Raw genomic sequence first — 26,884 nt, 5'->3', positions numbered from 1 at the left:
GTGAGGACATGTACACCGGCAACCCCGACGTCCCAGAGGACGTGTTCGCGGACGTTCTCGCGCAGATCGACGACTTCGTCCGCACCCGCGTGATGCCTCGTGAGCTGGAGATCATGAGCACGGACGCCATCCCGGCCGACCTGCGGGCACAGGCCGCGGAGATGGGGTTGTTCGGGTACGCGATACCACAGGAGTGGGGTGGGCTCGGCCTCGATCCGGTGCAGGACGTCGAGGTGGCGATGACGCTGGGTTACACGTCGTTGGCGTTGCGGTCGATGTTCGGGACGAACAACGGGATCGCCGGACAGGTACTGGTCGGGTTCGGCACGGACGAACAGCGGGCGCGGTGGTTGCCGGGTATCGCGTCAGGTGAGGTCGTCGCGTCGTTCGCGCTCACCGAGCCGGGTGCCGGATCCAATCCGGCCGGCCTGCGGACCAGCGCGAAGCCGGACGGCGACGGCTGGGTGATCGACGGCGGCAAGCAGTTCATCACCAACGCCACCGAGGCCGGGCTGTTCGTGGTCTTCGCGCGTATCGACACCGGTATCGCGGTGTTCCTGGTGCCTGCCGACGCGCCCGGCATCACGGTCGGGGCGAAGGACGCCAAGATGGGGCAGGAGGGTTCGCGTACCGCGGACGTGACGTTCTCGCAGGTCCGCGTCGGGCCGGAGGCGCTGGTCGGCGGAGACGGGGAGGTCGGGTACAAGGCGGCGATGACGTCGCTGGCGCGCGGCCGGATCCACCTGGCGGGTCTCGCGGTCGGGACGGCGCAGCGCGCGCTCGACGAGTCGGTCTCGTATGCCGCGACGGCGACCCAGGGCGGGGCGCCGATCGGGGATTTCCAGCTGGTGCAGGCGATGCTCGCGGATCAGCAGACCGGTGTGCTCGCCGGCCGGGCGCTCGCTCGTGATGCCGCGCGGCTGTACGTGACGGGAGAGGACCGGCGGATCGCGCCGTCGGCGGCGAAGCTGTTCTGCACCGAAATGGCCGGGAAGGTCGCCGACCTCGCGGTGCAAGTCCACGGAGGCAGCGGGTACATGCGCGAGGTCGCGGTCGAACGCATCTACCGTGACGTCCGGTTGATGCGGCTGTACGAGGGCACGAGCGAAATCCAGCGGCTGATCATCGGCGGTGGCCTGGTGCGGGCCGAGAAGAAGAAAGCATGACCCGGCCGCTCGAAGGGGTCACGGTCGTCGCCGTCGAGCAGGCCGTCGCCGCTCCGCTGGCCACCCGCAATCTCGCCGATCTCGGCGCGCGCGTGATCAAGGTCGAACGCGTCGACGGCGGGGATTTCGCGCGCGCCTACGATCACGCCGTGCACGGGAGCGGCGCGCATTTCGTGTGGCTCAACCGGGGCAAGGAGTCTCTCGCCGTCGACCTCAAGACCGCCGAAGGCCGTGACGTCGTCCGGCGGCTGGTCTCGAAGGCCGACGTGTTCGTCCAGAACCTCGCGCCAGGCGCGGCGGAGCGGCTCGGTTTCGGTGACCTGCGCGCGGCGCACCCGGAGCTGGTCGTGGTGAACCTGTCCGGATTCGGCTCGGGTGGGCCGATGGAGCAGCGCAAGGCCTACGACATGCTGATCCAGGCCGAGGCCGGGCTCATCGCGATCACCGGCACCCCGGACGCGCCGGCGAAGACCGGGATTCCGACCGCGGACATCGCGTCGGGGATGTATTGCGCGCAGGCGGTTTTGGCGGCGTTGCTGCGCCGCTGGCGGACCGGCGAGGGCGCGACGATCGAGGTCTCCATGCTGGAGGCCACCGTCGAATGGATGGGCTACGCGCTCAACACCCGGATGTACGCCGGAACCGAGCCCGAACGGATGGGCCTGAGCCACAGTTCGATCGCGCCCTACGACGCTTTTCCCACACGCGACGGCCAGATGCTGATCGGCGTCCAGAACGACACCGGCTGGCGCACCCTCGCCACCGATGTCCTCGACGCGCCCGAACTCGCCGACGACCCGCGCTTCACCACGAACGTGCAGCGCGTGGCCCACCGTGCCGAGTGCGACGCCGCCGTCGCCGCGAGGACATCGCTGTGGTCCACCAGCGAACTCGACGAACGGCTCGCCGCGGCCGGGGTTCCCGCCGCCCAGCTCAAGGACGTCGCCCAGGTCGCCGAGCATCCCCAGCTGCGGGCCCGTGATCGCTGGCGCGAGGTCGGCACCGAATTCGCCCGGATCGACGCTTTGCTGCCACCGGTGACGTTCGACGATTTCGAGGCGTGCATGGGCGACGTTCCGGCGCTGGGCGAACACACGCGGGCCTTGCTCGTCGAGTCCGGAGTGGACGCCGACGACTACCTTCGCCGGGGCATCGCCCGCTGAATTCCGGGAGCGACTGGAGGAACTCCAGGTTTACGCTCGAGATCATGCGATTCGCCATCAAGACTTCGCCGCAGGACACCGTCTGGTCCGACATGCTCGCCGTCTGGCAGGCCGCCGACGAGATCGAACTCTTCGAATCCGGCTGGACCTTCGATCACTTCTATCCCATTTTCTCGGATTCGACCGGTCCGTGCCTGGAAGGGTGGGTGACGCTCACCGCGCTCGCGCAGGCCACGAAACGGCTCCGGCTGGGCACGCTGGTCAGCGGGATCCACTACCGCCACCCCGCGCTTCTCGCGAACATGGCCGCGACACTGGACATCGTCTCCGGCGGCCGCCTGGAGATCGGCGTCGGCGCGGGCTGGAACGAGGAGGAATCCGGCGCGTACGGCATGGAACTCGGCACCATCAAGGAACGCAGTGACCGGTTCGAGGAGGCCTGCGAGATCCTCGTCGGACTGCTGACCCAGGAGACCACCACGTTCCAGGGCGAGCACTACCAGCTGACCGACGCCCGCTGTGAACCGAAGGGCGTGCAGAAGCCGCATCCGCCGATCTGCATCGGCGGCAGCGGCGAGAAGCGGACCCTGCGCACGGCCGCGAAGTACGCCCAGCACTGGAACTTCGTCGGCGGCACGCCGGAGGAGTTCGCGCACAAGCGCGAGGTGCTGCACCGGCACTGCGCGGACATCGGCCGGGATCCGAAGGAGATCACCTTGTCCTCGCACGTCCGCCTCGGCACCGACGGCGACTACGCCAAGGTCGCCGCGGACGCCGAAGCCCTCGGTGAAGCGGGCCTCGACCTGGCGATCATCTACCTGCCGCCGCCGCACACCCCCGCCGTGCTGGAGCCGCTGGCGAAGGTGCTCGAACCGCTGCGCTGAGGTCTCGAAGGCCGGCCGGGGAGCGACCGCCCGTTGCGGAACCGGCCGGTCTCGCTATACGGTGACAGAACTAGAACAGGTTATAGTTCTGCACGGTGGGCGGACCGAGGAGCGGACATGGCGAACAGGGCTGCGCGCGGCGACGAGGCCGACTACGTGGTCGTCGGATCGGGCAGCTCGGGCGCCGCGATCGCCGGCAGGCTGGCGGAGGCCGGTGCCAGCGTGATCGTGCTCGAGGCGGGCAAGAGCGACGACAAGCTGCTCGTCAGGAAGCCGGGGCTGGTCGGCCCGATGCACGCGGTGCCCCAGCTCAAGAAACCGTTCGACTGGGGCTACTACTCGGTGCCGCAGAAACACGTTCTCGATCGCCGGATGCCGGTGCCGCGCGGCAAGGTGGTCGGCGGTTCCAGCTCCATCAACGGCATGGTCTACGTCCGCGGCAACCGCGCCAACTTCGACTCGTGGGCCGCCGAGGGCAACAAGGGCTGGGACGCAGACAGCGTCAACGCCGCGTACAAGCGGATGGAGGACTTCGAAGACGGGGAGACCGAGTTCCGGGGCGCGGGCGGGCCGATCCGGGTCACCCGCAACAAGACCCCGCAGGAGGGCACGCTCCAGTTCCTCCAGGCGACCGCCGACGCGATCGGCTGCGAGATCCTCGACGACTACAACGCCGAGTCCCAAGAGGGCGTCAGCCGGATGCAGCAGAACGCCGCCGACGGCCTTCGGTACAGCGCCTCTCGCGGCTACATCCACCATCTCGCGCCCGCCACGCTGCAGGTCCAGTCCGGCGTGCTGGCGAAGAAGGTGGTCATCGAGAACGGCCGGGCCGCCGGCGTCGAGGTCGTCGACGCGAACGGGGGACAGCGAATCATCCGCGCGGGCGAGGAAGTGATCCTCTCGGCGGGCTTCGTCGGGTCCGCGCACCTGCTGATGCTGTCCGGGATCGGCCACGCCGAACACCTGAAGGAGCACGGCATCGACGTCGTCGCGGACCTGCCGGTCGGCGACAACCTGCACGACCACATGTTCCACGCCCTGACGTTCCGCGCGTCGTCGAGCAAGAACCGGGGCACGCCGCCGTACTTCGCGCGCGGCCTCGTCAGCGAACTTCTGCGGCCCGGGACGACGTTCCTGGCGAACTCGGTCTTCGAGGCGGTCGCCTTCCTCAAGACCTCCCAGGCCACCGAGGTGCCCGATCTCCAGCTGCACCTCCTGCCGTGGGCGTACGTGACGCCCAACCAGGACGCGCCGATCCGCCACGACGTCGACAAACGGCCCGCGCTCACCGTGCTGACCACGCTGATCTACCCGAAGAGCCGCGGCACGCTGCGCCTCGCTTCGGCCGATCCCACGGCGGCGCCGCTCATCGACCCGCAGTACCTGTCCGACCCGGCCGATCTCGAGCTGCTCGGCGAGGGCTCGGAGATGGTGCGCGAGATCTTCGCGTCGGGGGCCTTCAACGGCTCGATCAAGGAAGAACTCCATCCGGGCGAGTCGCTGCGGGGCCAGGAGCTGCGCGACGCGATCCTGAACCGCGCGACATCGGTCTACCACGGCGTCGGCACCTGCCGGATGGGCGTCGACGAGCTCGCGGTCGTCACGCCGGACCTGAAGGTGCGCGGGGTCGACGGCCTGCGGGTCTGCGACGCCTCGATCATGCCGTCGATCACCGGCGGCAACACCAACGCGCCCGCCATCATGATCGGCGAGATGGGCGCGCAGCTCGTCCTCTCGGACAACTGACGGAAAGAGGACCATGACCGTCACACCGCTCGCGCTCACCCGACCGGCGTCGGTGACCGACGCGTTCCTCCGACGGCTCGTCGCTCGCGTGCCGGGCTCGTCCGGCACGACCTGGAAGCTCACCGAGGTCTACACCGGTGACGTGCTCGTCGAGCTGCCCCAGTCGACCCCCGCCGACATCGAGCAGGCGTTCACCACCGCGCGCGCCGCGCAGGAGAAGTGGGCCGCCACACCGCTCAAGCAGCGGCTGGAGGTGTTCAAACGGGCGCACACGCTCTTCGTCGACAACGCGCCGGCCGTCACCGACCTCATCCAGGTCGAGAGCGGCAAGAACCGGCGGATGGCGATCGAGGAGACCTGCGACCCGGCGATGGTGATGAGCCATTACCTCACGCGGGCCGCCAAACTGCTGGCACCGACCAAACGGGGCGGGCCGGTCCCGTTCCTGACGACGTCCACCGAGATCCGGCAGCCCAAGGGCGTGGTCGGGATCATCGCGCCGTGGAACTTCCCCTTCGCCACCGGCATTTCCGACGCCATTCCGGCGCTGATGGCCGGCAACGCGGTGGTGCTGAAACCCGACAACAAGACCGCGCTCTCCCCGCTCTACGGCGTCGAGCTGCTGGAGAACGCGGGTTTGCCGAAGGGGTTGTTCCAGGTCGTGTGCGGCGAGGGCCCGGACGTCGGCCCGACGCTCATCGATCAGGCGAACTACGTGATGTTCACCGGTTCCACCGCGACCGGCCGCGTGATCGGCGAACGGGCGGGCCGCAACCTCATCGGCTGCTGCCTCGAACTCGGCGGCAAGAACCCGATGATCGTGCTCGAAGACGCCGACCTCGCCGAGACCGTGCAGGGCGCGATCTTCGGCGCTTTCGGCAACACCGGGCAGATCTGCATGCACATCGAGCGGATCTACCTGCCCGAGTCCCGTTATGACGAGTTCAAGAACGCGTACGTGGCCAAGACCAAGGCACTCGACGTCCGCGCCGCCTACGACTTCGGGCCGGACATGGGCTCGCTCGTCTCCATCGACCACATGAGCCGGGTCAAGTCCCATGTGGACGACGCCGTGGCAAAGGGTGCGACCGTCCTTTGTGGAGGAAAGCCGCGGCCCGACCTCGGCCCGGCGTTCTTCGAACCGACGATCCTCGAAGGTGTCACGAAGGACATGCTCTGCGGCGTCACCGAAACGTTCGGACCCGTTGTCGCACTGCACAAGTACCGCACGGTCGACGAGGCCGTCGCACTCGCCAACGACACCGAGTACGGCCTCAACGCCTCGGTGTGGGGCACCGACGTCGGCGCCGCGCGTGCCGTGGCCGCGCGGATCGAGTCCGGCAACGTCAACATCAACGACATCCTGGCCACCGCGTACGCCTCGAAGGGGACGCCGTCCGGCGGTGTCAAGAATTCGGGCGTGGGGGCCCGCCACGGGGACCAGGGCCTGCTCAAGTACACCGACGTCAAGAACGTGGCGGTGCTCAAGAAGCAGGTCATGGGTCCCCGCGGCGGCCAGACCTACGAGAAGTACGTCGAGGGGATGCTGTCCGGGCTGAAACTCATGCGACGGTTGCGTATCCGCTAGACGGAGTCGGTGTGCGGTGGATCGGGAACCGGTCAGTTCCCAATGTCGCATTGGAGACACTCAGTGTCCCTGATGCGACATTGGGGACATCGGGCTGTATCGGCGCGACCGGCTAGACCTCGTCGGTGTGCTGCGGCGCGGCCAGCACACAGACGATGCTCAGCACGCACATGCCGATCAGCAGGCCGATCGCCGGCCAGATACTGCCGGTCGCCTGGAACAGCAGCGTCGACACCAACGGCGAAAGGCCGCCGAAGAGCGCGCCCGCCAGCTGGTACGACAGCGAGATGCTGGTGTAGCGCGCCCGCGGACGGAACATCTGCGACAGGACGGCGGCGATCGGGCTGTAGGTCGCCGTCATCGCGAGGCGCATCGCCACGAACGCCGCGATGATCAGCGCCGCGTTCTTGGTCGAGAGCACCAGGAACTGCGGAGCCGCGAGGACGGCGACACCGATCAGGCCGATCACGACCACCCGCACGCGGCCGAAGCGATCGCCGAGCCAGGCCGCGCCGAAGCTGACGACCAGTTCGACGAACGCGGCGATGGTGAGCGCGTTGAGCACGAGCGATTCGGAGACGCCGACGGCCGGGTCGGTCGCGTACGCCGTCGCGAAGGTGGTGACCAGGTAGTAGCCGCCGACCGCGACGGGCAGCACACAGATGCCCAGCAGGATCGGCTTCCAGTTCGTCCGGACGGCGTACAGGATCGGTACGCCGTTTTCTTCGACGGTCTCCTCGAAGACCGGGGACTCTTCGACCTTCAGCCGCACGATGAGGCCGACGCCGATGAGCAGCACGGACGCGAAGAACGGGATCCGCCAGCCCCACGTGGTGAGCCATTCGGTGCCGCCGGTGCTCAGGAGGCTGAACAGACCGGTGGCCAGCAGCGCGCCCGCCGGATTTCCTGCCTGCGCGAAGGCGCCGTAGAAGGTCTTCTTGTCCGGTGGCGCGTGTTCCACGGCCATGAGCACGGCGCCGCCCCATTCGCCGCCGACGGCGAGCCCTTGGACGAACCTGAGCACCACGAGGAGGATCGGCGCCCACGTGCCGATCTGCGCGTATCCGGGCAGGCAGCCGACGAGGAAGGTCGCCGCGCCCATCATGGTCAGGGTCACCACGAGCGCGGTCTTGCGGCCCACCCGGTCGCCGACGTGCCCGAACACGATGCCGCCGAGCGGCCTGGCGAAGAACCCGACCGCGTAGGTCGCGAAGGCCGCCGCGACCCCGGTCAGCCGGTCGCCGGTTTCGGGGAAGAACACGGTGCCGAAGACCAGGCTCGCCGCCGTGGCGTAGATGTAGAAGTCGTACCACTCGATGGTGGTGCCGACGAAGGCCGCGAGCCCGGCCCGGCGGGCTCGGCGAAGCGACTGGGTGCCGGTCTGAACGGTCATCGGGCCACCTCGCCGTCGATCCAGGTTTCCACCACGCGGATACCGGCGATCCGGTCCGGCTCGCAGGTGAGGGGATTCTCGCCGAGCAGCACGAAATCGGCGCGTTTGCCGGGCGTGATCGAGCCGAGGTCGCGTTCCCGGCCGAGCACCCTGGCACCGGCGATCGTATGCGCGGCGACGGCCGAGCGGACGTCGATCAGCAGGTCGTCCCCACCGAGCCGGTGCCCGCGGCGGGTCGTCCTGGTCACCGCGGTCTGGATGGCTTCGAGCGGGTTCGGCTCCGCGACCGGGGCGTCCGAGCTCAGCGTGACCGGCACACCCGCCGCCTGGAATTCGCCGAGAGGGTTGAACCGCTCGCCCGGGGTGCCGACGGCGTCGGTGACGCCTTCGCCCCAGTTGTAGTAGTGCTGCGGCTGGTTGACGGGATGGACGCCGAGCTCGGCCATGCGCTGGATCTGTTCCGGAGACGGCAACCCGCAGTGCTCGATGCGGTGACGGGCGTCCGGCCGGGGATTTCGCCGCTGCGCGTCCTCGATGGCGTCGAGCACCATGGCGATCGCGTCGGGGGACTGGGCGTGGGTCGCGGTCTGGAGCCCGGCCTTGTGCGCCTTGCCGATCAGCGCGGAGTAGTCCTTGGGGTCGTGGTAGAGCTGCCCGGTGCGGCACGGATCGCCGACGTAGCCGTCCGGGAAGTACGCGGTCCAGCCGCCGAGCGTGCCGTCGGCGTAGAACTTGATCCCCGCGAACGCGAGCCGAGTGGTGCCGAAAGCGCCATGCAGTCCCATTTCCAGCGCCTGGTCGAGCAGATGCGACAGCAGGTACATGTGGACACGCGTCTTGAGCAGGCCGGCCTCGTCCAGCCGCAGGTACATGTCGAATTCGCGGCGCGTGACCTGCGCGTCGCCGATCGCGGTCACTCCCGCGGCGAGGAACTTCTCCTGCGCGGCGGCCAGCTGCCGCGCGTGCTCCTCCGGCTCGTCCTCGAGGTGGAAGTTGGGCCCGTGCCGCCCGACCTTCACCCCGGTGACGCCGGTGAGGATGTTGCACGCCGCGTCCGACAGCTCCCCGGTGAGTTCACCGTGCTCGTCACGGAAGAACACCCCGCCGTCGGGATCCGGGGTGTCACGGGTGACGCCGTTGCGCCGCAAGGTGAAGCTGTTGACCACGCCGCCGTGACCACTGGCGTTCATGAGGTAGACCTCGCGGTCTTCGGCGACCGCGTCGAGTTCTTCCTTGCGGGGATGGCGTTTCTCGGCGAGGTTGCGGTGTTCGTAGCCGTAACCGCGGACGGGCCTGCCCGCCGGGGTGTTCTCGGCCGCCTCACGCAGCAGTGCGACGATCTCGGGAATGGCCGACGCGCGCTCGGGGCCGCAGTCCACCCAGGTCATCATCTGCCCGTACATCAAGGGATGCGCGTGCGGATCGATGAATCCGGGCAGAAGCGTGCCCGGCAGCCGTCGCACCTCCGGCTCGGGGCGGCCAAGGCCCGCGGCGCGGGTGCGGCACTCGTCCACCGAGCCGACCGCGGCGATCTCCTCGCCGAACACGAGCACCGCTTCGGCGCCTTCGGTGGCGTCGTCGACGGTCACCAGCTCGTCGGGAAGCAGGATCGTCGCTCTCGCGTCGAGGACTGAACGATCGAGGGGCAGCAGACGCATCGCGCGGACTCCAGGGGTTCGTCGGTGAAGTGGGGCGAAGGTAAGCGACGAAAACCGGGAGCGCAATCAGATCGGTCGTGTACGGACGGTGTTCACAGCCGATATGTGTGTGCTCTTGGACAAAACGCGCAATCTCAGCTGTCCATCGCGGTGGTTGGCCGGTGATATGCTGCTGCGCGCCGTCGGAAATTCAGCAGAGGAGAACCGCCGTGGACGACGCGTTGGTCGCGGCTTTGCGCGCGGACGGCCGGATCAGCGTCGCCGACCTGGCCAAGCGTGTCGGCGCTTCGCGGGCGGCGGTGTCGGCGCGGCTGGAGCAGCTGAAGGCCGACGGTTCACTCAGCGTGGTCGCGGCGGTCCATCCCGAGTTTCTCGGCCTGACCGCCTACGCGCATCTCGCGATCCGCACGTCGGGCCGTTCGCAGGCGACGACGGACGCCATCGCGGCGTTGCCCGCCGCGGCGTTCGTCTCCGCGGTGAGCGGGGAGTACCAGACCGTCGCCGAGTTGCGGTTGCCCGATTCCCCGGAGCTGTACCGCACGGTGGCGGACATCCGTGGCCTGCCGGAGGTGGAGCGGGTCAACACGCTCGTCTACGTGGACGTGGTGAAAGGCCTGTTCATGCCAGGGCGGCCGCTGCCGCCCTGGCTGCGGCTCGACGACCGCGACCTCGCGATCATGCTGAGGTTGCAGGCCGATGGCAGGGAAAGTTACGCGAGCATCGCCGAGCACGTCGGGCTTTCGCCGTCGGCCACCCGCACCCGCGTGCGCTTCCTCGTGGAGCACGACGTCATCCGGATCGCGCCGGTGCTCAGCCGCGCACGCCCGGACGCCGGGCTGGTCTGCGGGATCGGCCTGAACGTGCGGGGCGCCGGGGATTCCGTGACGGCGGCGCTCGCCGCGCGCGACGACACCGAGTTCCTGGCCAGGACCATCGGCCGGTTCGACGTCGTCGCCACCATCGCGGCACAGTCCGCCCGCGCCCTCGACAGGGCGCTCGAAGAGATCAGCGGCAGGCCCGACGTCGTGACGGCGGACACGTGGGTCCACCTCCGCATCGCCAAGGAGCGGTACGAGTGGCCGTTGCCGACCGCGGATGAACTCGCGCGGCGTTGAGGGTTGGAAGTATGTGTTTACTCGCGCGTGTGTTTTTCGTGGTTGGGTCTTGGGTGTTCTGGGCTTGGACGGTGTCGTGCTTTGGTTGTATGGGATGCGAGAAGTGTTGTAGTCGGATCGCTCTTCGGTGTTGTTCGCGCGTTTTGGTGGTTGCTTAAGGATTGGGGACATTTGTTCTGTCTCCGTATCGTTAAGGGGTGGCGCGAGTGGTCGTTGTCGACTGTGGGCTAAGGGTTGGAAGTAGGCGTTTACTTGGCGCGTGTGTTCTTCGGGGTTGGGTCCTGGGTGTTCTGGCCTTGAACGGTGTCGTGCTTCGGTTGCATGGGGCGCAAGACGGGTCGTAGTCAGATCACCCGTCAGTGGTAAACGCGCCAATTATCGGTTACCTAAAATTACGAACACCTGTTCGATGGATTGCGGTATTATTGGGGTGTGTCCGAGACTTTCCTTCCCGAGTTGCCGCAGGAGTTGTGGCGTGCTGGCAAGCTGGAACTTGCCCATGGCGTGCAGCAGTCCTTGCAGGTGATTCGGATGGCTACCGCCGGTTTGGGGCGGTATTTGGCGGAGATCGAGTCTCGGGGTGTCAAAGACTTGTACGGGTATGGCCGCACGGCGAACTGGTTCGCCGATATCGCGGGGCTGTCGGTCGGTGAAGCGGGTGCCGTGGTGAAGCGGGCCATCGCGCTGAACCCGACCCGCGCCTTGGATGGCACTGAGGTTCCGGCCGCGCTGCCCGCCACCGCCGCTGTCGCGGCGGAGGGCTTGGTCGGGGATGAGCGGATCGATCAGATTCTGGAGATCGTGAAGAGACTCCCGGCCGAGATCTCGGTGGAGGATCGGGCGAACGCGGAGAAGGTTCTCGCCGGTCTTGCGCCGAGTGTGGGTCCGCGGCAGCTGGCCAGGGCCGAGGCGAACCTGCTGGGCTTGCTGGACCCTGACGGCAAGGAGCCCAAGGATCCGGAGCCGAAGGAGCCGCGCCGGGAGATCACGCTGGAGCGCCGTAAGGACGGGTTCTGGAAGCTGACCGGGCTTCTGGATGACGAGACCGGGGCCCGCACGGCTGCCGCCCTGGAGGCGTACGCGCAACCCCGCCCCGTCGACGAGTTCGGGCAGGCGGATCTGCGGATGAAGTGCGAGCGGATGGGTGATGCGTGGGTCGATATTCTCGATCTGGCGATCGCGTGCCCGGACCAGCCCGGCACCAGCGGCTACCGCACCCTCGTCCACGTCACCATCGGACTCGACGAACTGAAGTCGGGTCTGGGGACCGCGTGCCTGGATTTCGTCGGGACGATGACCGCAAGGGAAGCCCGCCTCACGGCCTGCGACTGCCTGATGCTGCCCGTCGTGCTGAGCGCCGCGGGCGAACCCTTGGATGTGGGACGGCTCAGACGGTTCGTGACACCGGGTCAGCGTCGGGCGTTGAACATCCGCGACGGGGGCTGCGCCTTCCCTGGCTGTCACCGGAAACCCAAGAACTGCCACGCCCACCACATCGTGCACTGGGCAGACGGCGGACCCACCGACCTCCGCAACCTCGTGCTGCTGTGCGGGTTCCATCATCGGTTGATTCATCACGGTGACTGGGAAGTCCGCATGGCCGCCGATGGGTTACCGGAGTTCATCCCACCCCAATACCGGGATCCGCTCCGACAACCCCGGCGCAACACCCTGCATCACGTCTGAACCCGAGGTGCCCGTCGGCCATACCGGCGACGGGCCCCTCGGCATGCCTCCACTCGGTCGCGAGGGTCGTGAGTGACCGCCGCCCCGCACAGACCGCGGCACCACCCCGGCCCGGCCACAGGACGCGACAGGATCAGGCCGATGGTCAGCACCGCGCCCACGATGTCCGCGCAACGGTGCGATTCTCGGAAGCCGCCGGGGCGGCGTGCGCACTGGCTCGTCCGGCAGACCGCAGACGGCGCCCCATGCGGAACGGGGCAAGCTCCGAGCCGAGATTCCGGCACCTGGTGTGATGTTCGGTTCGAAGAAGCTCGACGATCTGATGGCGCAGCTCAGGCCCGACCTGAGTCGGGAATCGCTCGGCGTTCTCGTCGACTGGCGGGAGGTCGGCGGCGACGGAAGTCCACGCATGGTCCTGATGCTCGACGTGGAAACCGCCGGCGGTATCTCGTTCCGCGGTATCGCGGACGAAGACCTCACGATCACCGAGCTCACCCGGCTCGCCCCAGGACGGACGTTGCCCGTGCGCTACCGGCCTGCCGTCATGGACCGCTACGTCGCCCTTGCCCGGGACCCCGCCCAGATGCGGCGGCTCTCAGATGAGATCGCGAGCCGCAAGCGGACCTGAACCGGGATCGCGTGGCGTGATGTTCCCGGCGGTCGAAGGCCCCTGATGCGGTAGCCGCAAGTGCGCAATCCCTGACCGCCGCACGTCAATTCCGCGCATGGGAAACCTCGTGACCCGCCCGTAGTTTCGGCGCCGTGCCTGAAATCGAACCGTTCACCATCCATGTCCCCGATCGCGAGCTGGCCGATCTCCACGCTCGCCTGGCCCGGGTACGCCTTCCCGAAGCCGAGACGGTTTCCGACGCCACCCAGGGAATCGAGCTGGCCCGGTTGACGGCGTTGCTCCGGGCGTGGCGGGAACACGACTGGCGGGCACGGGAGATCCGGTGGAACACCCTTCCGCACTACCGGACCCGGATCGACGGTCTGGACATCGGGTTCTGGCATGTCCGTTCGCCCGAGCGCACGGCACTCCCGCTGATCTTGACCCACGGCTGGCCGGGTTCGATCCTCGAATTCGAAAAGGTGATCCGGCCGCTCAGCGATCCGGTGGCCCACGGCGGTTCCGCGAGCGACGCCTTCGACGTGGTCGTGCCTTCGTTGCCGGGGTTCGGCTTCAGTGAACGGCCCAGTGAGCGCGGCTGGCATCCTGGCCGGACCGCCCGGGGGTGGGCCGGTCTGATGACCGCGCTCGGGTACCGGCGGTTCGGGGCCCACGGCGGGGATTGGGGTGCCGTGGTCAGCACGGAACTGGCACTCCATGCGCCCGACCGGGTCGCGGGCCTGCACCTGACGATGCCGTCGGCGTCGCCGTTGCGGGAGGACCGGGTGGCACCGAGCGCATCCGAACGGCGCATGCTGGATCGGCGTGATCTGCACCTGTCCGACGGCTACGGCTTCGGGATGCTCATGGGCACGCGCCCGCAGACGCTCGGTTACTCCCTGCTCGATTCGCCGTCGGGGCTCGCCGCCTGGCTCGGGGAGAAGTTCGCCGCCTACGCCGACGACAGGCCGGAGTACGGCGGCGGGGTGAGCTTGGCGGAGCAGGTCGACACCATCGCGCTGTACTGGCTGACCGGCACCGGTGCTTCGAGCGCTCGCTGGTACTGGGAGGCGATGCGGTGGGTGCCGCGCAGCGCGCAGGAGGAGAACGCGCGGCCGGTGACCGTGCCCACCGCCGTGTCGCTCTTCCCCGCCGACCCGTGGCCGACCGCGCGACGCTGGGCGGAGCGCCGCTACCGGAACCTGCACCGGTGGACCGAACTCGACCGCGGCGGGCACTTCCCGGGACTGGAGCGGCCGGACCTGCTGGTGTCCGAAATCCGGGAGACATTTCGGGATCTGCCGGTAAACGGTTAAAAACCCCCGACGTTCGGCGGGATACATCGGGAAGCGGGTGCTCTTAACGTCGGAAGCCGACCGAAACCCGGTGAGGAGCACCTCTATGAAACTCGTGCGCATGATGGGGCTGGCCGTGGTGACGGCCTCCGCATTGGTGTTTTCGATGACCGCGGCGTCCGCGCACGATCCCGAGACGGCGGAGGGACAGGCCGCGGCCCGGACCTTCCTAGCCGACCATGTTCCGGCGGAACGGCACGCCGTCACCGGCACCGCCGCGGGTGTCCCGTGCGTCAACGGCATGGCCGACAAATACCCGTGCAAGAACGTCGACCTGCTCAGCGTGCTTCCGCTGTCCGGGCTCGGCGGCGGGAACGGCAACGACATCTGGGGCTGGACCGACCCGTCGTCCGGCAAGGAGTACGCCGTCGTCGGGCGGACCAACGGCACCGCGTTCGTCGACCTGAGCGTCCCGACCTCGCCCAAGTTCCTCGGCAACCTGCCCTCCAACGGCGGCAGCAGCTCGTGGCGGGACATGAAGGTGTACAAGAACCACGCGTTCATCGTGGCCGACTTCATCACCGGGCACGGGATGCAGGTGTTCGACCTGACCAGGCTCCGCACCGTCACCACACCGCAGACCTTCACCGCCGACGCGCTGTACCGGGAATTCGGCCCTGCGCACAACATCGCGATCAACGAGGAGACCGGTTTCGCCTACGCGATCGGCTCCAACACGTGCAGCGGCGGACCGCATATCGTCAACATCCAGAACCCGAAGGCGCCGGCCAAGGTGGGCTGCGTGTCGCAGGACGGCTACACCCACGACACGCAGTGCGTCGTCTACCGCGGGCCGGACACTGCCTACAGTGGCCGGGAAATCTGCTTCAACGCCAACGAGGACACGCTCACCATCGTCGACGTCACCGACAAGGCCAGGCCGGTCCAGATCTCGCGCAAGGGCTACTCGGGCGCGCAGTACTCGCACCAGGGCTGGCTGACCGGCGACCAGCGCTACTTCCTGCTCGATGACGAACTGGACGAGTCGCGCGGCACCGACAAGCGCACCAAGACCTACATCTGGGACCTGGCCAAGCTGTCCGCCCCCGTGCACACCGGTGTCTACAGTTCGCCCGCCACCGCGATCGACCACAACCAGTACATCAAGGGCCAGTACTCCTACCAGGCGAACTACCAGGCCGGTCTCCGCATCCTCGATGTCAGCGGCGTCGCTTCGGCACGGTTGTCCGAGGCCGGCTATTTCGACATCTACCCGGCGGGCAACGCGGCGAGCTTCAACGGCGCGTGGAGCAACTACCCGTACTTCGCCAGCGGCATCGTCATCGTCAACGGCATCGAACAGGGCCTGGTCGTGGTGAAGCCGAACCTCGGCGCCAAGTGACCGGAGGGCAGGCGTGCGCAAGCCCCGCTTCACGGATTGGTTGTTCCTCGCGCTGGCACTGGTGATCGGCGTGGCCGCGGTGTTCGTCGCGCTCCGGCCGACACCCGGTTCCGCGCACTCCGCTCACCGACAGCCCGTCGTGACGGCGGATCTGCTTCCCGCCGCGCACAGCGACGGGCTGTCGGAGGCGGAAAGCGGGTACCGGTTCGAGCGGGTGACCACGCCGGCCGCCCGGGGTCCCGAGGTGCCGGTCGCGTTCCGGATCCTCGGGCCCGACGGGCGTCCGGTCACCCGGTTCCTGGACAACCAGACCAAACAGCTGCACTTCTTCGCCGTGCGCGACGACATGAACGTCTTCCAGCATGTGCACCCGACGCTGGACGGCGACACCTGGCACACGAGCCTCGCGCTGACCGATGGCGGCGCCTACCGGATGTTCGCCGAGTTCGTCCCGCTCGACACCAAGGATCCGAAGCATCCGGTGGTGCTCGGTGTCCCGTTCACCGTTCCGGGCGACACCACCTTCGTTCCGGTGCCCGCTCCGGCGGGCGACACCATGACGTCGACGGGATACCGCGTGACGAGGGTGGACGGGGAGACCCGGATCCCGGCGATGCGCGCGCAGGTCCTCCGCTTCGCCATCCGCGGCCTCTACGGCGCGCTCGTCACCGCGGTCGACCCGCACCTGGGCGCCAACGGCCATATGACCGGATTCCACACCATGCTGTTGTCGGCCACGCATCTGCATCCGGTGCAGCCGCTCGGTGCGGCGCTCGTCGACGGCGAGCTGACCTTCCACTCGCTGTTCTCGGAACGCGGGGAGTACCGGCTGTTCCTCGAATTCTCCCATGGCGGGCGGGTGCACACGGCGGCCATCACGGTCGCGGTGGGCTGACCGGACCTACGGCTTCTCGGTCAGTGCCTCCGCGGTCAGGGTGAGATGCCGGGTCAGTGCCTCGGCCGCCGCGTCGGCGTCGCGGGCCAGCGCGGTCTCCTCCAGCAGGCGATGTTCGGCGAGATGGTCGCGGCCGGGGGAGCGCTGCGCGGCCCAGCGGCGGGCGAGTTCGCTCGCGGTCCACATCCGGTCGAAGGTCTCCAGCAGGACCGGGTTTCCGCAGCCGTCCAGCAGGCTCCGGTGGAAGACGCGGTGGGCTTCGGACCACGCGCCGCTGAGGTGCTCGTCTTCATCGAACGGCGGTGTCCGGCTCAACCGGTGATGGGCGGCGCGAACGCGGGCCTCCCACTCGAGGTCGCCGCGCTCCACGGAGAGGCGCAGCACGAGCGGTTCGATCGTCCGGCGGGCCTCCGTGATCTCCTGCCAGCGGCGGTCGGAGAAGGCCGGGACGGCGAACCCGCGGTTGGGGAGCCGGTCGGCGAGGCCGTCGCCGACCACGCGCACGAGGGCTTCGCGGACGACCGCCAGGCTCACGCCGTGTTCCTTGGCGAGGTCCTGCGGTTTGAGCGGGGCGCCGGGGGTGTGGTCGCCGCGCATGATCGCGTCCCGCAGGCGGTTGTACACCTGCTCGGAGAGCATCTGCTTGTCCGGTGAAGCCATCCGCGAAGTATAGACGAAGCCAGAGATAATCGATTATCTGTGTTAGAGTCGATTCATGACCACCGTCAATGATCCCTTCGCCCGGCTGCCTGAGGTGGCCTCTTTCGCCGTCACCAGCGCTTCTGTCGCCGACGGCGCCGCCTGGTCACCCGATCAGCTGGCCGGCAAGGACGTCTCGCCACAACTGAGCTGGAGCGGCGCCCCGCGCGGCACGAAGAGCTACGCCGTCACCGTCTACGACCCCGACGCCCCGACCGGCTCCGGTTTCTGGCACTGGGCGGTCGCTGACATCCCGGCCGCGGTCACGGAGTTGCCGGAAGGCGCCGGCGACGACAGTGGCTCCGGGCTACCCGAAGGCGCCTTTCAGCTGCCCAATGACGCCCGCCTGACCCGCTTCCTCGGTGCGGCGCCGCCTGCTGGGCACGGCGTGCACCGCTACTTCGTCGTGGTGCACGCCCTCGACGTCGAGTCGCTCGGCGTCCCGGCCGAGTGCACGCCGGCGTTCCTCGGCTTCACCATCACCCAGCACGTACTCGGTCGCGCTGTCCTGGTCGCCACGGCGGAAACCCCTGGCCCCGAACGCATCGAGGTCTCCCGGCTCATTCCGGCTCCCGCTGACGCGATCTTCGCCGTCTTGAGCGACCCGGAGGGTCATGTCGACATCGACGCGTCGGGAATGCTCCTCGCCGCGGAAGGCGAGCCGGTCGAGCAGGCGGGTGACCGGTTCGTGGTGCACATGGACCGGGAGGCGCTCGGGGACGTGCCCTTGGGCAAGTACGACGTCGAGGTCGTCATCACCACCCTCGTTCCGGACGAGGAGATCGCCTGGACCGTCGAAGGCCGGGTCCGGCCGCATGCCCGGCACATTTACGGCTACCAGCTGAAGCCCGCCGAGGGCGGCACACTCGTGACGTCGTATTACGACTGGTCGGAGGTCGGCGAGGAGTGGAAGGAGCGCATCACGTTCCCCGTGGTTCCGGAGTCGGCGCTCAAGGCCACGCTCGGGATTCTCGAGCGGACCGTGCGGCGTCGAGGCGATTCGCCCCCGCGCGGGGACTGAACAAGGCAGAATGCCCGCGTGCGGAACATCCTCGTGGCGCTGGCCCTCGTCCTGCTCGGTGTCACCGGATGCCAGGGCGGGGTTTCCGGCCAAGCCGAACCCGAAGGCGACAGTTTCGCGATCAAGGACGGATCGCGGCTGAGGTTCCGCCCGGTCCTGACGGAGTTCCCGCCCGGCCCGGCGACCGGCGCGGCGACGAACCGGCAGAGCACGGACCCCGCCGAACAGCAGGCCGCCGCGGCGGCACTGGACTGCTCTGCGGGAGCGGATCCGCTGGACGGCCGTGACGATCCGGCACTCCCGCTGGTCAGCTGTGACCGCGTGCAGGGCACCAAATACCTGCTCGGCCCGGCCTTCCTCACCGGGGCCGACCTCAGCCGGGTGAACGCTCTGCTCGATTCGCGGTCGGGTGGCCCGCTCGTCGGGCTCAGCTTCACCGACGCGGGCGCGCGGACGTGGGGCGACTGGACCGCGGCGAACGTCGGCAAGCAGGTCGCGATGGTGCTGAAGAGCCGGGTGCTGACCGCGCCGATGATCCAGTCCGCCATCACCGGCGGGGAAACCCAGATCACCGGCAAGTTCACCATGGACGACGCCCGCCGGCTGGCGCGGGACATCGCCGGCGCCTGAGTCAGGGACCGACGCGGAATACGATCACGCGACCCGACGTTTGAGCGTTCAACTACTTGAGGAGTTGGACATGGGTTACGAGATCCTGGGCACCCCGCAGGCGCCGACCTTCGGCCTGGACACGTTCGGCGACGTCGAGAACGGCGCCGACGGCCAGCCGGTGAGCCAAGCCGAAGCCATCCGCCAGGTCGTGGCCGAGGGCGTCCTCGCCGACCAGGTGGGCGTGGACTACTTCGGCGTCGGCGAGCACCATCGCGCCGAGATGGCGGTGTCCTCGCCGGACGTCGTGCTGGCCGCGATCGCGGGGCGGACCGAGCGGATCCGGCTGGGTACCGCGGTCACGGTACTCAGCTCGGACGACCCGGTGCGTGTGTACGAGCGGTTCGCCACGCTCGACGCCGTTTCCCGGGGGCGCTCCGAGGTCACGCTCGGCCGGGGCTCGTTCACCGAGTCGTTCCCGCTGTTCGGGTACTCGCTGGAGGACTACGAAGCGCTCTTCGCCGAGAAGCTCGACCTGTTCACGCATCTGCAGGGGGAGAAGCCGGTCGACTGGTCCGGGACCGTCCGCCCCGCGCTGGAAGGCGCGCAGGCCTACCCGGTCACCGAATCGGGCAGTCTGCCCGCGTGGGTCGGGGTCGGCGGCACGCCGCAGTCGGTGGTCCGCGCGGCCGCGTACGGCCTGCCGCTGGTGATGGCGGTGATCGGCGGCTCGCCGGAGCGGTTCACCCCGCTCGCGGACCTCTACCGCCGCGCGGTGAAGGAGGCCGGGCACCAGGAGCTGCCGATCTCGATGCACAGCCCCGGCCACGTCGCCGAGACCGACGAACTCGCCGTCGCCCAGCACTTCTCGCATCACCAGGCCGCCTTCGCCAAGATCGGTGCCGAACGAGGCTGGGGCCCGATGTCCCGGGCCGATTACGACGCCATGGCGGGACCGCGCGGTGCGCTCTTCGTCGGGTCTCCGGAAACCGTCGCGCGGAAGATCGCGTGGGCGGTGCGGACCCTCGGCCTGTCGCGATTCCAGCTCAAGTACAGCGTCGGCGCCCTTCCGCACGAGCAGCGCCTGAACTCGATCCGGCTTTACGGCGAGCAGGTCGTCCCCCGCGTGAAGGAGTTGCTCGGCTAGCCTCGAAGGCGTGGTGTTCGACTCCGAGCGATTCGACCTTCAGCCGTACACTGGTTTCGACATGTCCCGCTATGTCCGGCGGACGTATTGCAGCTGGGAGGATTCCGGCTGGGAGTCGCTGCTCGTCCAGCGATTCGACCACGTTCCCGTCGCCGAGGACATGCGGCTGCCCGGCGTCGCCGATCTGCATCTGGTCCTGCCGCTCGCGGGGCGGGCGGTGATGGAGACCCGCGGCGAAGGCCGGTGGAACCGGCACCAGTGGGGGCCGGGACGGCTCGAGCTCGCCGTTCCCGGCATGCCGCTGCAGCGTCGTTACCGCGGTGACGAAACGATGCGAAGCCTGCAGGTGCACATCCCGGGCACCACGGTGGACTCGGTGGCCGCGCGGCTGGGCGGCCGCGCGGTGGACCACGAGGCGATGTCCGCGTCCGTGGCCGGGGGAGACCCGCTGCTCGACGAGCTGGTCCGGGCGGTCGGGAACGCCGGGGAGCAGGACGATCTCTACGCCGAATCCGCGGCCGCCTTCCTCGCCGTGCACCTGCTCACCCGCCACGCGCGGAAACCGGAGCCGCCGAACGCGGGACGGGAGGACCAACGGGTTCGCGCCGCGGTGACGATGATGCGCGACCGGCTGTCCGAACCGCTCACCGTCGCCGAAATCGCCGGGGAAGTGCATTTGAGCGTCTACCACTTCATCCGGGTCTTCAAGGAGAAGACCGGCCAGACCCCGCACCGTTTTCTCGGCGGGCTACGGATGGAGGAAGCGCGAAGGCTGCTGCGCGACACGGATCTCCCGATCGCCGCCATCGCGGGCAGATGCGGATTCGCCACTCCCGGCGCCTTGTCGGCCGCTTTCCTGAAGCACACCGGGTCGCGCCCGTCGGAGTACCGCAATTCCTGATCGCTGCCGCGCAATCCGGCGCATGGTGACGCCGCCCGCCCGTTCCTAGGGTGAGCCTTATGAGTGGAACGCAGTCGTACGACGTCACCGCCGAATCGACGGCGCCACCCACCGCGGTGTGGGCACTGTTGCTGGACGCCCGCAGCTGGCCGGTCTGGTCACGGGTGGGCTCCCTGGAAGTCGCCGCGTCGCAAGGACTTTCCGCCGACGGACGCGACGGTGTCGGTGCGGTGCGTGCCTTCCGCACCGGCAAGACGGTCACCAAGGAGCGGATCACCGCCCTCGACCCCGAACGGCGGTTCGCCTACGAGGGCGTGGACGTCCCGGTCATGCTCGACTACCAGGCTTCGGTCGATCTGTGTGAGACACCCGGCGGCGGAACCCGGATCCGCTGGCACGGAACGTATCGCGTCGGCAAGGGCAACGCGTGGATCTTCCGTTGGTACCTTCGCCGCTTCATGCGGGACATGGCGACCGGGCTCGCCGATCACGCCGGGAGCCCGGTCCGGAGGCCATGACGAGGAATCAGTGCCGATGGGCGGCTTCGCGGTGGAAGCCCGCGATCATCGCTTCGGTGCTCGGCGGGTTGAAGGGCTGCCCGAGGGTGCGCATGAGTGAGTTCACGCTGGGGCGGTACATCCCGGTCTTGCAGTAGCGGGAACCCTCGAAGACACCGACCGTGCCGCCGTCGGGGGAGGGCTTGCCGAGCCAGGCGTACCACTTGGCCCGGCGATCCTTCATCTGCTGCGCCGTGAGCGCGGAAGCGTTGGGCTCCCGGGGTTCGCGCGTGTCGCAGGTGCCGTAGTCGTATTCGTCGGCGAGCCCGCCGATGGAGTGACCGAGTTCGTGGGCGACGATCTGGCTGGCCTGGATGTTGCCGCCCGAGGAGGTCGCGACCCCGCCGCCGGCGCCGCCGTACTTCGTCGTGTTCGCCAGCATGATGACCTGATCGACGTCCGGCGCGGCCGCGGCGTACTGGTTCGCCTTGGTTTCGTTGACGCACAACAGCCGTTCGATGCCGCCGCACCAGAAGTAGGAGCCCAGCGCGGTGTTGCGCCGTATCCCCTGGGTCGGGTCGTTGGTGATGCCGGACTGCGGTGACACCACGTCGACCTGCCAGAGGTTGAACTGCTTGCGGTGGCTCTTGTACGGCTCGATGGCGAACAGCGCCGCGACGCTGTTGCGGACGTGCTGCGAGTAGGTGCCCAGCTGCGTCGAGGTGTAGCCGTCACCGACGAAGACCAGGTCGAAGGTGGTCTCGCTGGGGCCGTTGGTTTCGATCGGGGTCACCGCGGCGGCGCTCGCGTACTGCCGCGGCGCGGCGGTTCGGTCCGAAGCGGGCCGGGTGACGTTCACCCGGGTGATGGTCCCTCCTGGTTCGAAGGCCTCCATCGACGTCGTGAATCCGGGCGCCGCCGACGCCGTCGCGGGAACGAGCCCGGCGACGAGGGTGGCGGTCAGCGCGACCATCAGGCAGGCGCGTCGCATGCGTACTCCTTGCGGGGACGAGGGGGAGTACGAAAAACGATCCCGACTTTCGACGGCTTCCGGCACATCCCAAGTGGCCATAAGGTCCGCGTGATGGACGTCGAGTTACGTCACCTTCGCGTGGTGTGCGCCGTCGCCGACGCCGGCAGCATCACGCGCGCGGCGATCGGGCTCGGGAGCACTCAGCCCGCGTTGACCGCCGCCGTGCAGCGGATCGAGCGCGCGTTCGGGGGAACCTTGTTCGTCCGAGGCCGGGACGGGGTCTTCCCGACGGCGTTCGGTGAATGCGTGCTCGTCCGTGCCCGCGCCGTCCTCGCCGCGGCGGACACGATGCACCGGGACGCGGCGCGTTTCCTGGCGGAAGGCGAGAAGCGCCCGGTCGCGCTGGGTGGGATCGGCGGTTCGATGGTCGTCGAGCTGGCGGACCGGCTCGGTGATTCCGGCCGGGGGCAAGCGGTTTCGGTGACCACAGAGTTCTCGCCGTTGCGGTTGCTGGATCTCGTGGCAGGCGGGCAACTCGACGCCGCCGTGGTCGCCGACTATCCCGGGCACAGGCTGCCGTCGGCCCCCGGGGTGGCGTCGCGTCCCCTGGCCACGCAACCGGTGTTCGTGGCGATCGCCGCGGACCATCCGGCCGCCCGCCGCGCCGAGATCGACCTCGCCGACCTGGCCGCGGAGCGGTGGGTGCTCGGGCCGTCCGACGGTGCCGGCTGGCCGGAGTGCTTCGAGGAAGCCTGCGCCCGGGCGGGATTCCGGCCGCTGGTCGCGCACCGGAGCACCGAGTTGCGGCCCCTGCAACGCCTGATCGCCGCCGGCCGGGCGCTTTCCCCGTGCCAAGTCACCTTTCCCGCCTCTCCCGGGATAGCGATCCGGCCTCTCGCCGGGGATCCGCTGTGGATGCGGTACCTGATCGTTTGGAGCACGGAAGGAGCCTTCGGCGCGGACAGCGACGTTTTGATCGCCGCGGCCGAGGCGGCCTACCGGTCCGACACCGAAAGCAGCCATCCCTATCGTCACTGGCTCGCCCGTCGCGGTGAACCGGTCGGTGGGCGGCGTGCCATCGGGTGACACCTGGTCAGGTAATTCCCCTTGTCGCGCAGGGGTCTTAGCCTCGGATCACCTCATCGACGAAGGGTAAGAAATTGCGTCTGCGCGCCCTGCTGGCCGCTGCTGTCCTGACCATCCCCACCGCTCCGGCCGCGTTCGCCGCGCCGGACGTCGCCCACGGCACCGATGTCCCACCAGGGCAGTTCGGGTTCGTCGCGAAGATCGCGATGACGAAGATCCCCCGCCCGGACGGCTCGACCTACAGCAGTTACTGCACGGGTGCGCTGGTCGCGCCCGGCTGGGTCGTCACCACCGGACACTGCTTCCACGACGCGCACCGCAAGCGTGTCGAGGGCAAGGTACCGTACCCGACCTTGGTGACGTTGGGCCTCGTCGACGAGGCGATCGAATCAGGCGTGGCCCGCAAGGCGACCGAAGTGCTGCAGGCGAAGGAAAATGACGTCGCGCTCATCAAGCTGGACACTCCGGTGACGACGGTGACCCCGCTGACGGTGAACCGGGTGCTCCCCAAGATCGGCCAGCAGCTGACGTTGGCGGGCTGGGGCAGCCTGACCGCCAAGAACCCCGCTCCGGCCACCCGCATGCAGCAAGGCACGGTGCAGGTGGCGACGGTGGCCCCGGCGACGATCGGTGTCCGCGGCGCGGCACCCTCGATCACGACCAGTGCCTGCACGTACGACTCCGGCGCGCCGTACTTCGTCCCTGAAGGCAAGAGCGGCACCTTGGTCTCGCTGGAGGCCACCGGGCCGGACTGCCCGCACGCCGGGATCGAGACGACCTCGCGCGCGGACGTTATCGCGGACTGGATCGCCACCCGGACGGGCTAACCGGTCGTTTCGTCTGGTGACGGACAGGGTAGTGGCGTGAGCAGGAGGTCAATGCGATGACGAGTGTTCGAATGACCGCGCCTCCGGCGCCGCCGAATCCCATGCCGCCGGACCCCGGCGTACCCGACCCCGGGATTCCCGAACCGGTCCCGGACCCGGGCAGGCCGGAGCCGGTCCCGGATCCCGGGGTGCCCGAACGGGTCCCCGATCCGGGACCGGACCACCCGGTTCCGGAACCCGAGAGCCCGCCGGAAGCCCAGCCGGGGCCGGCGGGACTCAGAGAGTGAACGCGAGCCAGAGCGCGAGCCAGGCGCAGGCCGCGACCGCGGCGACGACCGCGACCACCCGCAGGCCGGCGGCGGCGATCCGGAGCGACGCGGTGCCGGTGTGGTGTCGGTGATTCCCCATGATTCCGCCCTCCTTCCAAGATCACCATCCGCTCTCGGCGCCTTCGCCGCCACCTGGGTGACCCCGTCCGGGTGAGTACCCCCGCACTCAGCGGATCGAATGCGGGGGTGCTCAGAGCCAGTCGTTGTGCGCGGCGAAGATCCCCAGCTGGAACCGGCTGGAAACACCCGCGCGATCCATCAGGTTTTCGAGATAGCGGAACAGGGTTCGCCTGCTGACGCCGAGTTCGGCGGCGATCTCGTCGTCCTTGCGCCCGGCGGCGAGCAGGAGCAGCAGTTCCCGTTCGGCCGGCCGGATCGGCTGCCCGGAGGTCCGTCCATACCGGTCGAGCGGAAGCGCGGCCGCCCAGGAGGTTTCGAACAGTCCCTCCAGCGCGGAGAAAAGGCTGCACGGGCGCACGATGACGATGGACTGGTTGCGATCGGCCTCGCGGATGGTCAGCGCGATGGTCGCGGCACGGTCGTCGAACAGCGTGAGTTTCACCGGGAGCTCGGGCAGGAGGCGGGCCTGTTCGCCGGCGCGCAGGCACGGCAGGATGTTCGCGGCGAGATAGCCGGGATCGCCGAGCGAAGCTCCACTGTAGACACAACGGTAGGTGATCCCGCGCCGTAGTTGGTCCTCCTCCAGGAGATTCCGGCGGCCGCCGGTGAAGTAGGGCGGGGAGTCGAGGCGGCGCACCTGATGCCGCACCGTGGTCGCGAGGTGCTGAAGCCGCGGGATGATGGCGTCGCCGGTGACCACTTCGAGCAGGTCCTGCGCGTTCGGCATCCCCGAATGCGCCCGGCGGAAGGCACGGTACGCGGTCTGGACCGCGAGCCGCGCGTCGTGCAGTTCGGCCTGCCGTCGCGTGGTCAGCGCGGTGAGCGCTTCGCTGGGATTCGCCGGGAGGTATTCGGTGCTGTCCACTCCGGACGACACCGCGAGCCCGGCATCGGCCAGCTCCTTCAGCGCCAGCTGGACGGTCTCCGCGTCGTCCTCCCGCCAGGCCAGCTCGTCGGCGGTGACGGGCGCGCTTTCGAGCATCCGCCGGTAGATCCGGGCGGCGGTCTCGCCGAGACCCAGTCTGGCCAGCTGTGAGCCGAGCCCATCCGGAGAAGCCGTCGATCCCACTTTCCACCTGCCTTCTCAGCGGTCCGGGAGCGGTGGCGCCACCGCTCCCGGACCGGTTCGCGGAAACCTAGACGCCCGAGGTGTCGCGGATCCAGGTGCGGTTCGCCGAGATGCTGGTGTGCGTCGAGGTGTCCACCTTGTTGCCGGCGATGTGCACGCCGACCTGCTTGCCGCCGACGAAGACCGGACCGCCCGAGTCGCCGCCGTTGGTCAGCCCGTCGCCGCGGCGGGCCTTGATCAGTCCGCTTCCGCCACTGGTCACCGTCATCCGGGCGACCTTCAGGTAGCGCTGCAGGTCACCGTCTTCGTTGTAGCCCCAGCCGTAAACGTGTTCGGTGTCGCCGACGGCGACCGAAGTGCCGAGGGACGCGTACGTCGTGCTCACCGAACGGTCGAGCCTCAGCAGCGCGATGTCGGCGCCGCTGGAGGGCGTGTAGATGCCCGTCACCACGGCGTACGTTCCGGCCCGATGATCGACGTCGCCCACCCGGACGGAGTAATCGGCGCCGGGTTCGTCGACGCAGTGCTCGGCCGTGAGCACCCAGCGGGCGCTGATGATCGAACCGGAGCACCACTGGCTGCCGTTCTGTTCGATCATGGCGGCCCACGGGCCGGACTGGGCGTATTCACCGTCGATGATGGGGGCCGCGACGGCGGCGGGCGCGGCCGTCGCGAGCCCGGCCGCGCACAGCAGGGCGGCGAGGAGACCTCGGATGCGCATGGGTGCCTTCCAATGCAGGGAAATCGGGGAAAAGGAAATCGACGGGTCACCCGTTTTGCGGCCGTGACGGATCGCCAGGGATCGCCCGGCCGGATCCGAAATCGGTTTCCCATGCTAGGTAGGCGGATACGGCGGTAGATAGCGACTAAAGACGGGAGAAGACCGCGCCGGGCGGCACCGGACCTGCGCTTTCGGCACGAGAGTGCCGATGGCACCGATGTGTCACGGGGGAGTCCCTGTGAAGTACGTGAAGGCCCCCTTCACTGCGCTAGACGCAATGAAGG

26 protein-coding genes are annotated in these 26,884 nt (G+C 68.8%); 19 read left to right on the top strand and 7 right to left on the bottom strand.

The features are described 5' to 3' along the window. Positions 1-8 precede the first annotated feature (8 nt). From CVV72_RS12850 to CVV72_RS12830, 5 genes are all read left to right on the top strand, one after another. Complete coding sequence (locus tag CVV72_RS12850; RefSeq protein WP_219152658.1) at positions 9-1,166, top strand: acyl-CoA dehydrogenase family protein; 1,158 nt, start codon at positions 9-11, stop codon at positions 1,164-1,166. After that, positions 1,163-2,329, top strand: a complete 1,167-nt coding sequence (locus CVV72_RS12845; protein ID WP_219152657.1) for a CaiB/BaiF CoA-transferase family protein — start codon at positions 1,163-1,165, stop codon at positions 2,327-2,329. The genes CVV72_RS12850 and CVV72_RS12845 overlap by 4 nt, the downstream gene beginning before the upstream one ends. A gap of 44 nt (positions 2,330-2,373) precedes the next feature. After that, complete coding sequence (locus CVV72_RS12840; RefSeq protein ID WP_219152656.1) at positions 2,374-3,213, top strand: LLM class F420-dependent oxidoreductase; 840 nt, start codon at positions 2,374-2,376, stop codon at positions 3,211-3,213. Positions 3,214-3,330: 117 nt separating this feature from the next. After that, the gene (locus CVV72_RS12835) at positions 3,331-4,959 is read left to right on the top strand and encodes a GMC family oxidoreductase (RefSeq protein ID WP_219152655.1); all 1,629 of its coding nucleotides are present in this window, start codon (positions 3,331-3,333) and stop codon (positions 4,957-4,959) included. A 13-nt stretch (positions 4,960-4,972) separates the two neighbouring features. Next, the gene (locus CVV72_RS12830) at positions 4,973-6,547 is read left to right on the top strand and encodes a succinic semialdehyde dehydrogenase (protein WP_219152654.1); all 1,575 of its coding nucleotides are present in this window, start codon (positions 4,973-4,975) and stop codon (positions 6,545-6,547) included. Between the two features lie 112 nt (positions 6,548-6,659). Here the strand turns inward: CVV72_RS12830 and CVV72_RS12825 are convergent, their stop codons facing one another. After that, the gene (locus CVV72_RS12825) at positions 6,660-7,940 is read right to left on the bottom strand and encodes an MFS transporter (protein WP_219152653.1); all 1,281 of its coding nucleotides are present in this window, start codon (positions 7,938-7,940) and stop codon (positions 6,660-6,662) included. After that, positions 7,937-9,598 (bottom strand): amidohydrolase, encoded by a 1,662-nt coding sequence (locus CVV72_RS12820; RefSeq protein ID WP_219152652.1) that lies wholly within the window; start codon positions 9,596-9,598, stop codon positions 7,937-7,939. Before CVV72_RS12820 ends, CVV72_RS12825 begins: the two co-directional genes overlap by 4 nt. Before the next feature lie 209 nt (positions 9,599-9,807). On the opposite strand from CVV72_RS12820, the gene CVV72_RS12815 reads away from it, so the two are divergent. From CVV72_RS12815 to CVV72_RS12790, 6 genes are all read left to right on the top strand, one after another. Then, positions 9,808-10,713: an Lrp/AsnC family transcriptional regulator gene (locus CVV72_RS12815; RefSeq protein ID WP_219152651.1), complete on the top strand. Its 906-nt coding sequence runs from the start codon at positions 9,808-9,810 to the stop codon at positions 10,711-10,713. Positions 10,714-11,145: 432 nt separating this feature from the next. Then, entirely contained in the window at positions 11,146-12,399 is a 1,254-nt protein-coding gene (locus tag CVV72_RS12810) for an HNH endonuclease signature motif containing protein (protein WP_219152650.1), read from the top strand. A 292-nt stretch (positions 12,400-12,691) separates the two neighbouring features. Next, the gene (locus tag CVV72_RS12805) at positions 12,692-13,027 is read left to right on the top strand and encodes a hypothetical protein (protein ID WP_219152649.1); all 336 of its coding nucleotides are present in this window, start codon (positions 12,692-12,694) and stop codon (positions 13,025-13,027) included. A gap of 134 nt (positions 13,028-13,161) precedes the next feature. Continuing rightward, a complete protein-coding gene (locus tag CVV72_RS12800; RefSeq protein ID WP_219152648.1) occupies positions 13,162-14,325 on the top strand; it encodes an epoxide hydrolase family protein in 1,164 nt (387 codons plus the stop codon). 85 nt (positions 14,326-14,410) lie between these two features. Continuing rightward, positions 14,411-15,706, top strand: coding sequence for a choice-of-anchor B family protein (locus tag CVV72_RS12795; protein WP_219152647.1), 1,296 nt, complete (start codon positions 14,411-14,413; stop codon positions 15,704-15,706). A 13-nt stretch (positions 15,707-15,719) separates the two neighbouring features. Next, the gene (locus CVV72_RS12790) at positions 15,720-16,601 is read left to right on the top strand and encodes a hypothetical protein (RefSeq protein ID WP_219152646.1); all 882 of its coding nucleotides are present in this window, start codon (positions 15,720-15,722) and stop codon (positions 16,599-16,601) included. Between the two features lie 6 nt (positions 16,602-16,607). Here CVV72_RS12790 and CVV72_RS12785 read toward each other — a convergent pair whose 3' ends face one another. After that, complete coding sequence (locus CVV72_RS12785; RefSeq protein ID WP_255632663.1) at positions 16,608-17,261, bottom strand: GntR family transcriptional regulator; 654 nt, start codon at positions 17,259-17,261, stop codon at positions 16,608-16,610. 55 nt (positions 17,262-17,316) lie between these two features. Between CVV72_RS12785 and CVV72_RS41875 the strand changes: the two genes are divergently transcribed. From CVV72_RS41875 to CVV72_RS12760, 5 genes are all read left to right on the top strand, one after another. Continuing rightward, positions 17,317-18,321, top strand: coding sequence for a YbhB/YbcL family Raf kinase inhibitor-like protein (locus CVV72_RS41875; RefSeq protein WP_219152645.1), 1,005 nt, complete (start codon positions 17,317-17,319; stop codon positions 18,319-18,321). Positions 18,322-18,339: 18 nt separating this feature from the next. Continuing rightward, a complete protein-coding gene (locus CVV72_RS12775; protein WP_219152644.1) occupies positions 18,340-18,951 on the top strand; it encodes a precorrin-3B C(17)-methyltransferase in 612 nt (203 codons plus the stop codon). A 70-nt stretch (positions 18,952-19,021) separates the two neighbouring features. Beyond that, positions 19,022-20,077, top strand: coding sequence for an LLM class flavin-dependent oxidoreductase (locus tag CVV72_RS12770; RefSeq protein WP_219152643.1), 1,056 nt, complete (start codon positions 19,022-19,024; stop codon positions 20,075-20,077). A gap of 10 nt (positions 20,078-20,087) precedes the next feature. Beyond that, a complete protein-coding gene (locus tag CVV72_RS12765; RefSeq protein WP_219152642.1) occupies positions 20,088-20,978 on the top strand; it encodes an AraC family transcriptional regulator in 891 nt (296 codons plus the stop codon). A gap of 59 nt (positions 20,979-21,037) precedes the next feature. Beyond that, the gene (locus tag CVV72_RS12760; RefSeq protein WP_219152641.1) at positions 21,038-21,496 is read left to right on the top strand and encodes an SRPBCC family protein; all 459 of its coding nucleotides are present in this window, start codon (positions 21,038-21,040) and stop codon (positions 21,494-21,496) included. Positions 21,497-21,503: 7 nt separating this feature from the next. Here CVV72_RS12760 and CVV72_RS12755 read toward each other — a convergent pair whose 3' ends face one another. Beyond that, positions 21,504-22,466 (bottom strand): M64 family metallopeptidase, encoded by a 963-nt coding sequence (locus CVV72_RS12755; RefSeq protein WP_219152640.1) that lies wholly within the window; start codon positions 22,464-22,466, stop codon positions 21,504-21,506. A gap of 93 nt (positions 22,467-22,559) precedes the next feature. On the opposite strand from CVV72_RS12755, the gene CVV72_RS12750 reads away from it, so the two are divergent. The 3 genes from CVV72_RS12750 to CVV72_RS12740 all read left to right on the top strand — a co-directional run bounded on the left by CVV72_RS12750 (position 22,560) and on the right by CVV72_RS12740 (position 24,648). Further along, positions 22,560-23,534, top strand: a complete 975-nt coding sequence (locus CVV72_RS12750) for a LysR family transcriptional regulator (protein WP_219152639.1) — start codon at positions 22,560-22,562, stop codon at positions 23,532-23,534. A 74-nt stretch (positions 23,535-23,608) separates the two neighbouring features. Next, complete coding sequence (locus CVV72_RS12745) at positions 23,609-24,361, top strand: trypsin-like serine protease (protein WP_219152638.1); 753 nt, start codon at positions 23,609-23,611, stop codon at positions 24,359-24,361. A 56-nt stretch (positions 24,362-24,417) separates the two neighbouring features. Continuing rightward, entirely contained in the window at positions 24,418-24,648 is a 231-nt protein-coding gene (locus CVV72_RS12740; RefSeq protein WP_219152637.1) for a hypothetical protein, read from the top strand. On the opposite strand, the gene CVV72_RS41615 is transcribed toward CVV72_RS12740, so the two are convergent. From CVV72_RS41615 to CVV72_RS12730, 3 genes are all read right to left on the bottom strand, one after another. Then, positions 24,638-24,769, bottom strand: a complete 132-nt coding sequence (locus CVV72_RS41615; RefSeq protein ID WP_255632662.1) for a hypothetical protein — start codon at positions 24,767-24,769, stop codon at positions 24,638-24,640. The two genes, CVV72_RS12740 and CVV72_RS41615, sit on opposite strands and share 11 nt — an antisense overlap. Positions 24,770-24,880: 111 nt before the next feature. Continuing rightward, the gene (locus CVV72_RS12735) at positions 24,881-25,879 is read right to left on the bottom strand and encodes a LuxR C-terminal-related transcriptional regulator (protein WP_219152636.1); all 999 of its coding nucleotides are present in this window, start codon (positions 25,877-25,879) and stop codon (positions 24,881-24,883) included. Between the two features lie 67 nt (positions 25,880-25,946). Then, the gene (locus tag CVV72_RS12730) at positions 25,947-26,600 is read right to left on the bottom strand and encodes a trypsin-like serine protease (protein WP_219152635.1); all 654 of its coding nucleotides are present in this window, start codon (positions 26,598-26,600) and stop codon (positions 25,947-25,949) included. Positions 26,601-26,884 lie beyond the last annotated feature (284 nt).

This window comes from Amycolatopsis sp. TNS106 (assembly GCF_019330265.1).
Taxonomy (GTDB): Bacteria; Actinomycetota; Actinomycetes; order Mycobacteriales; family Pseudonocardiaceae; genus Amycolatopsis; species Amycolatopsis lurida.
Note: the sequence above shows the minus strand (reverse complement) of the source record. Positions and strands in the feature narration are given on the sequence as shown.

Bases quoted from the DNA above. Each gene is read 5' to 3' on its own strand.
- CVV72_RS12785 (WP_255632663.1), bottom strand. From the start codon at position 17,261: ATGGCTTCACCGGACAAGCAGATGCTCTCCGAGCAGGTGTACAACCGC.
- CVV72_RS12740 (WP_219152637.1), top strand. From the start codon at position 24,418: ATGACGAGTGTTCGAATGACCGCGCCTCCGGCGCCGCCGAATCCCATG.
- CVV72_RS12795 (WP_219152647.1), top strand. From the start codon at position 14,411: ATGAAACTCGTGCGCATGATGGGGCTGGCCGTGGTGACGGCCTCCGCA.
- CVV72_RS41615 (WP_255632662.1), bottom strand. From the start codon at position 24,769: ATGGGGAATCACCGACACCACACCGGCACCGCGTCGCTCCGGATCGCC.
- CVV72_RS12830 (WP_219152654.1), top strand. From the start codon at position 4,973: ATGACCGTCACACCGCTCGCGCTCACCCGACCGGCGTCGGTGACCGAC.
- CVV72_RS12845 (WP_219152657.1), top strand. From the start codon at position 1,163: ATGACCCGGCCGCTCGAAGGGGTCACGGTCGTCGCCGTCGAGCAGGCC.
- CVV72_RS12850 (WP_219152658.1), top strand. From the start codon at position 9: ATGTACACCGGCAACCCCGACGTCCCAGAGGACGTGTTCGCGGACGTT.
- CVV72_RS12770 (WP_219152643.1), top strand. From the start codon at position 19,022: ATGGGTTACGAGATCCTGGGCACCCCGCAGGCGCCGACCTTCGGCCTG.
- CVV72_RS12820 (WP_219152652.1), bottom strand. From the start codon at position 9,598: ATGCGTCTGCTGCCCCTCGATCGTTCAGTCCTCGACGCGAGAGCGACG.
- CVV72_RS12755 (WP_219152640.1), bottom strand. From the start codon at position 22,466: ATGCGACGCGCCTGCCTGATGGTCGCGCTGACCGCCACCCTCGTCGCC.
- CVV72_RS41875 (WP_219152645.1), top strand. From the start codon at position 17,317: ATGACCACCGTCAATGATCCCTTCGCCCGGCTGCCTGAGGTGGCCTCT.
- CVV72_RS12805 (WP_219152649.1), top strand. From the start codon at position 12,692: ATGTTCGGTTCGAAGAAGCTCGACGATCTGATGGCGCAGCTCAGGCCC.
- CVV72_RS12835 (WP_219152655.1), top strand. From the start codon at position 3,331: ATGGCGAACAGGGCTGCGCGCGGCGACGAGGCCGACTACGTGGTCGTC.
- CVV72_RS12840 (WP_219152656.1), top strand. From the start codon at position 2,374: ATGCGATTCGCCATCAAGACTTCGCCGCAGGACACCGTCTGGTCCGAC.
- CVV72_RS12825 (WP_219152653.1), bottom strand. From the start codon at position 7,940: ATGACCGTTCAGACCGGCACCCAGTCGCTTCGCCGAGCCCGCCGGGCC.
- CVV72_RS12760 (WP_219152641.1), top strand. From the start codon at position 21,038: ATGAGTGGAACGCAGTCGTACGACGTCACCGCCGAATCGACGGCGCCA.
- CVV72_RS12730 (WP_219152635.1), bottom strand. From the start codon at position 26,600: ATGCGCATCCGAGGTCTCCTCGCCGCCCTGCTGTGCGCGGCCGGGCTC.
- CVV72_RS12750 (WP_219152639.1), top strand. From the start codon at position 22,560: ATGGACGTCGAGTTACGTCACCTTCGCGTGGTGTGCGCCGTCGCCGAC.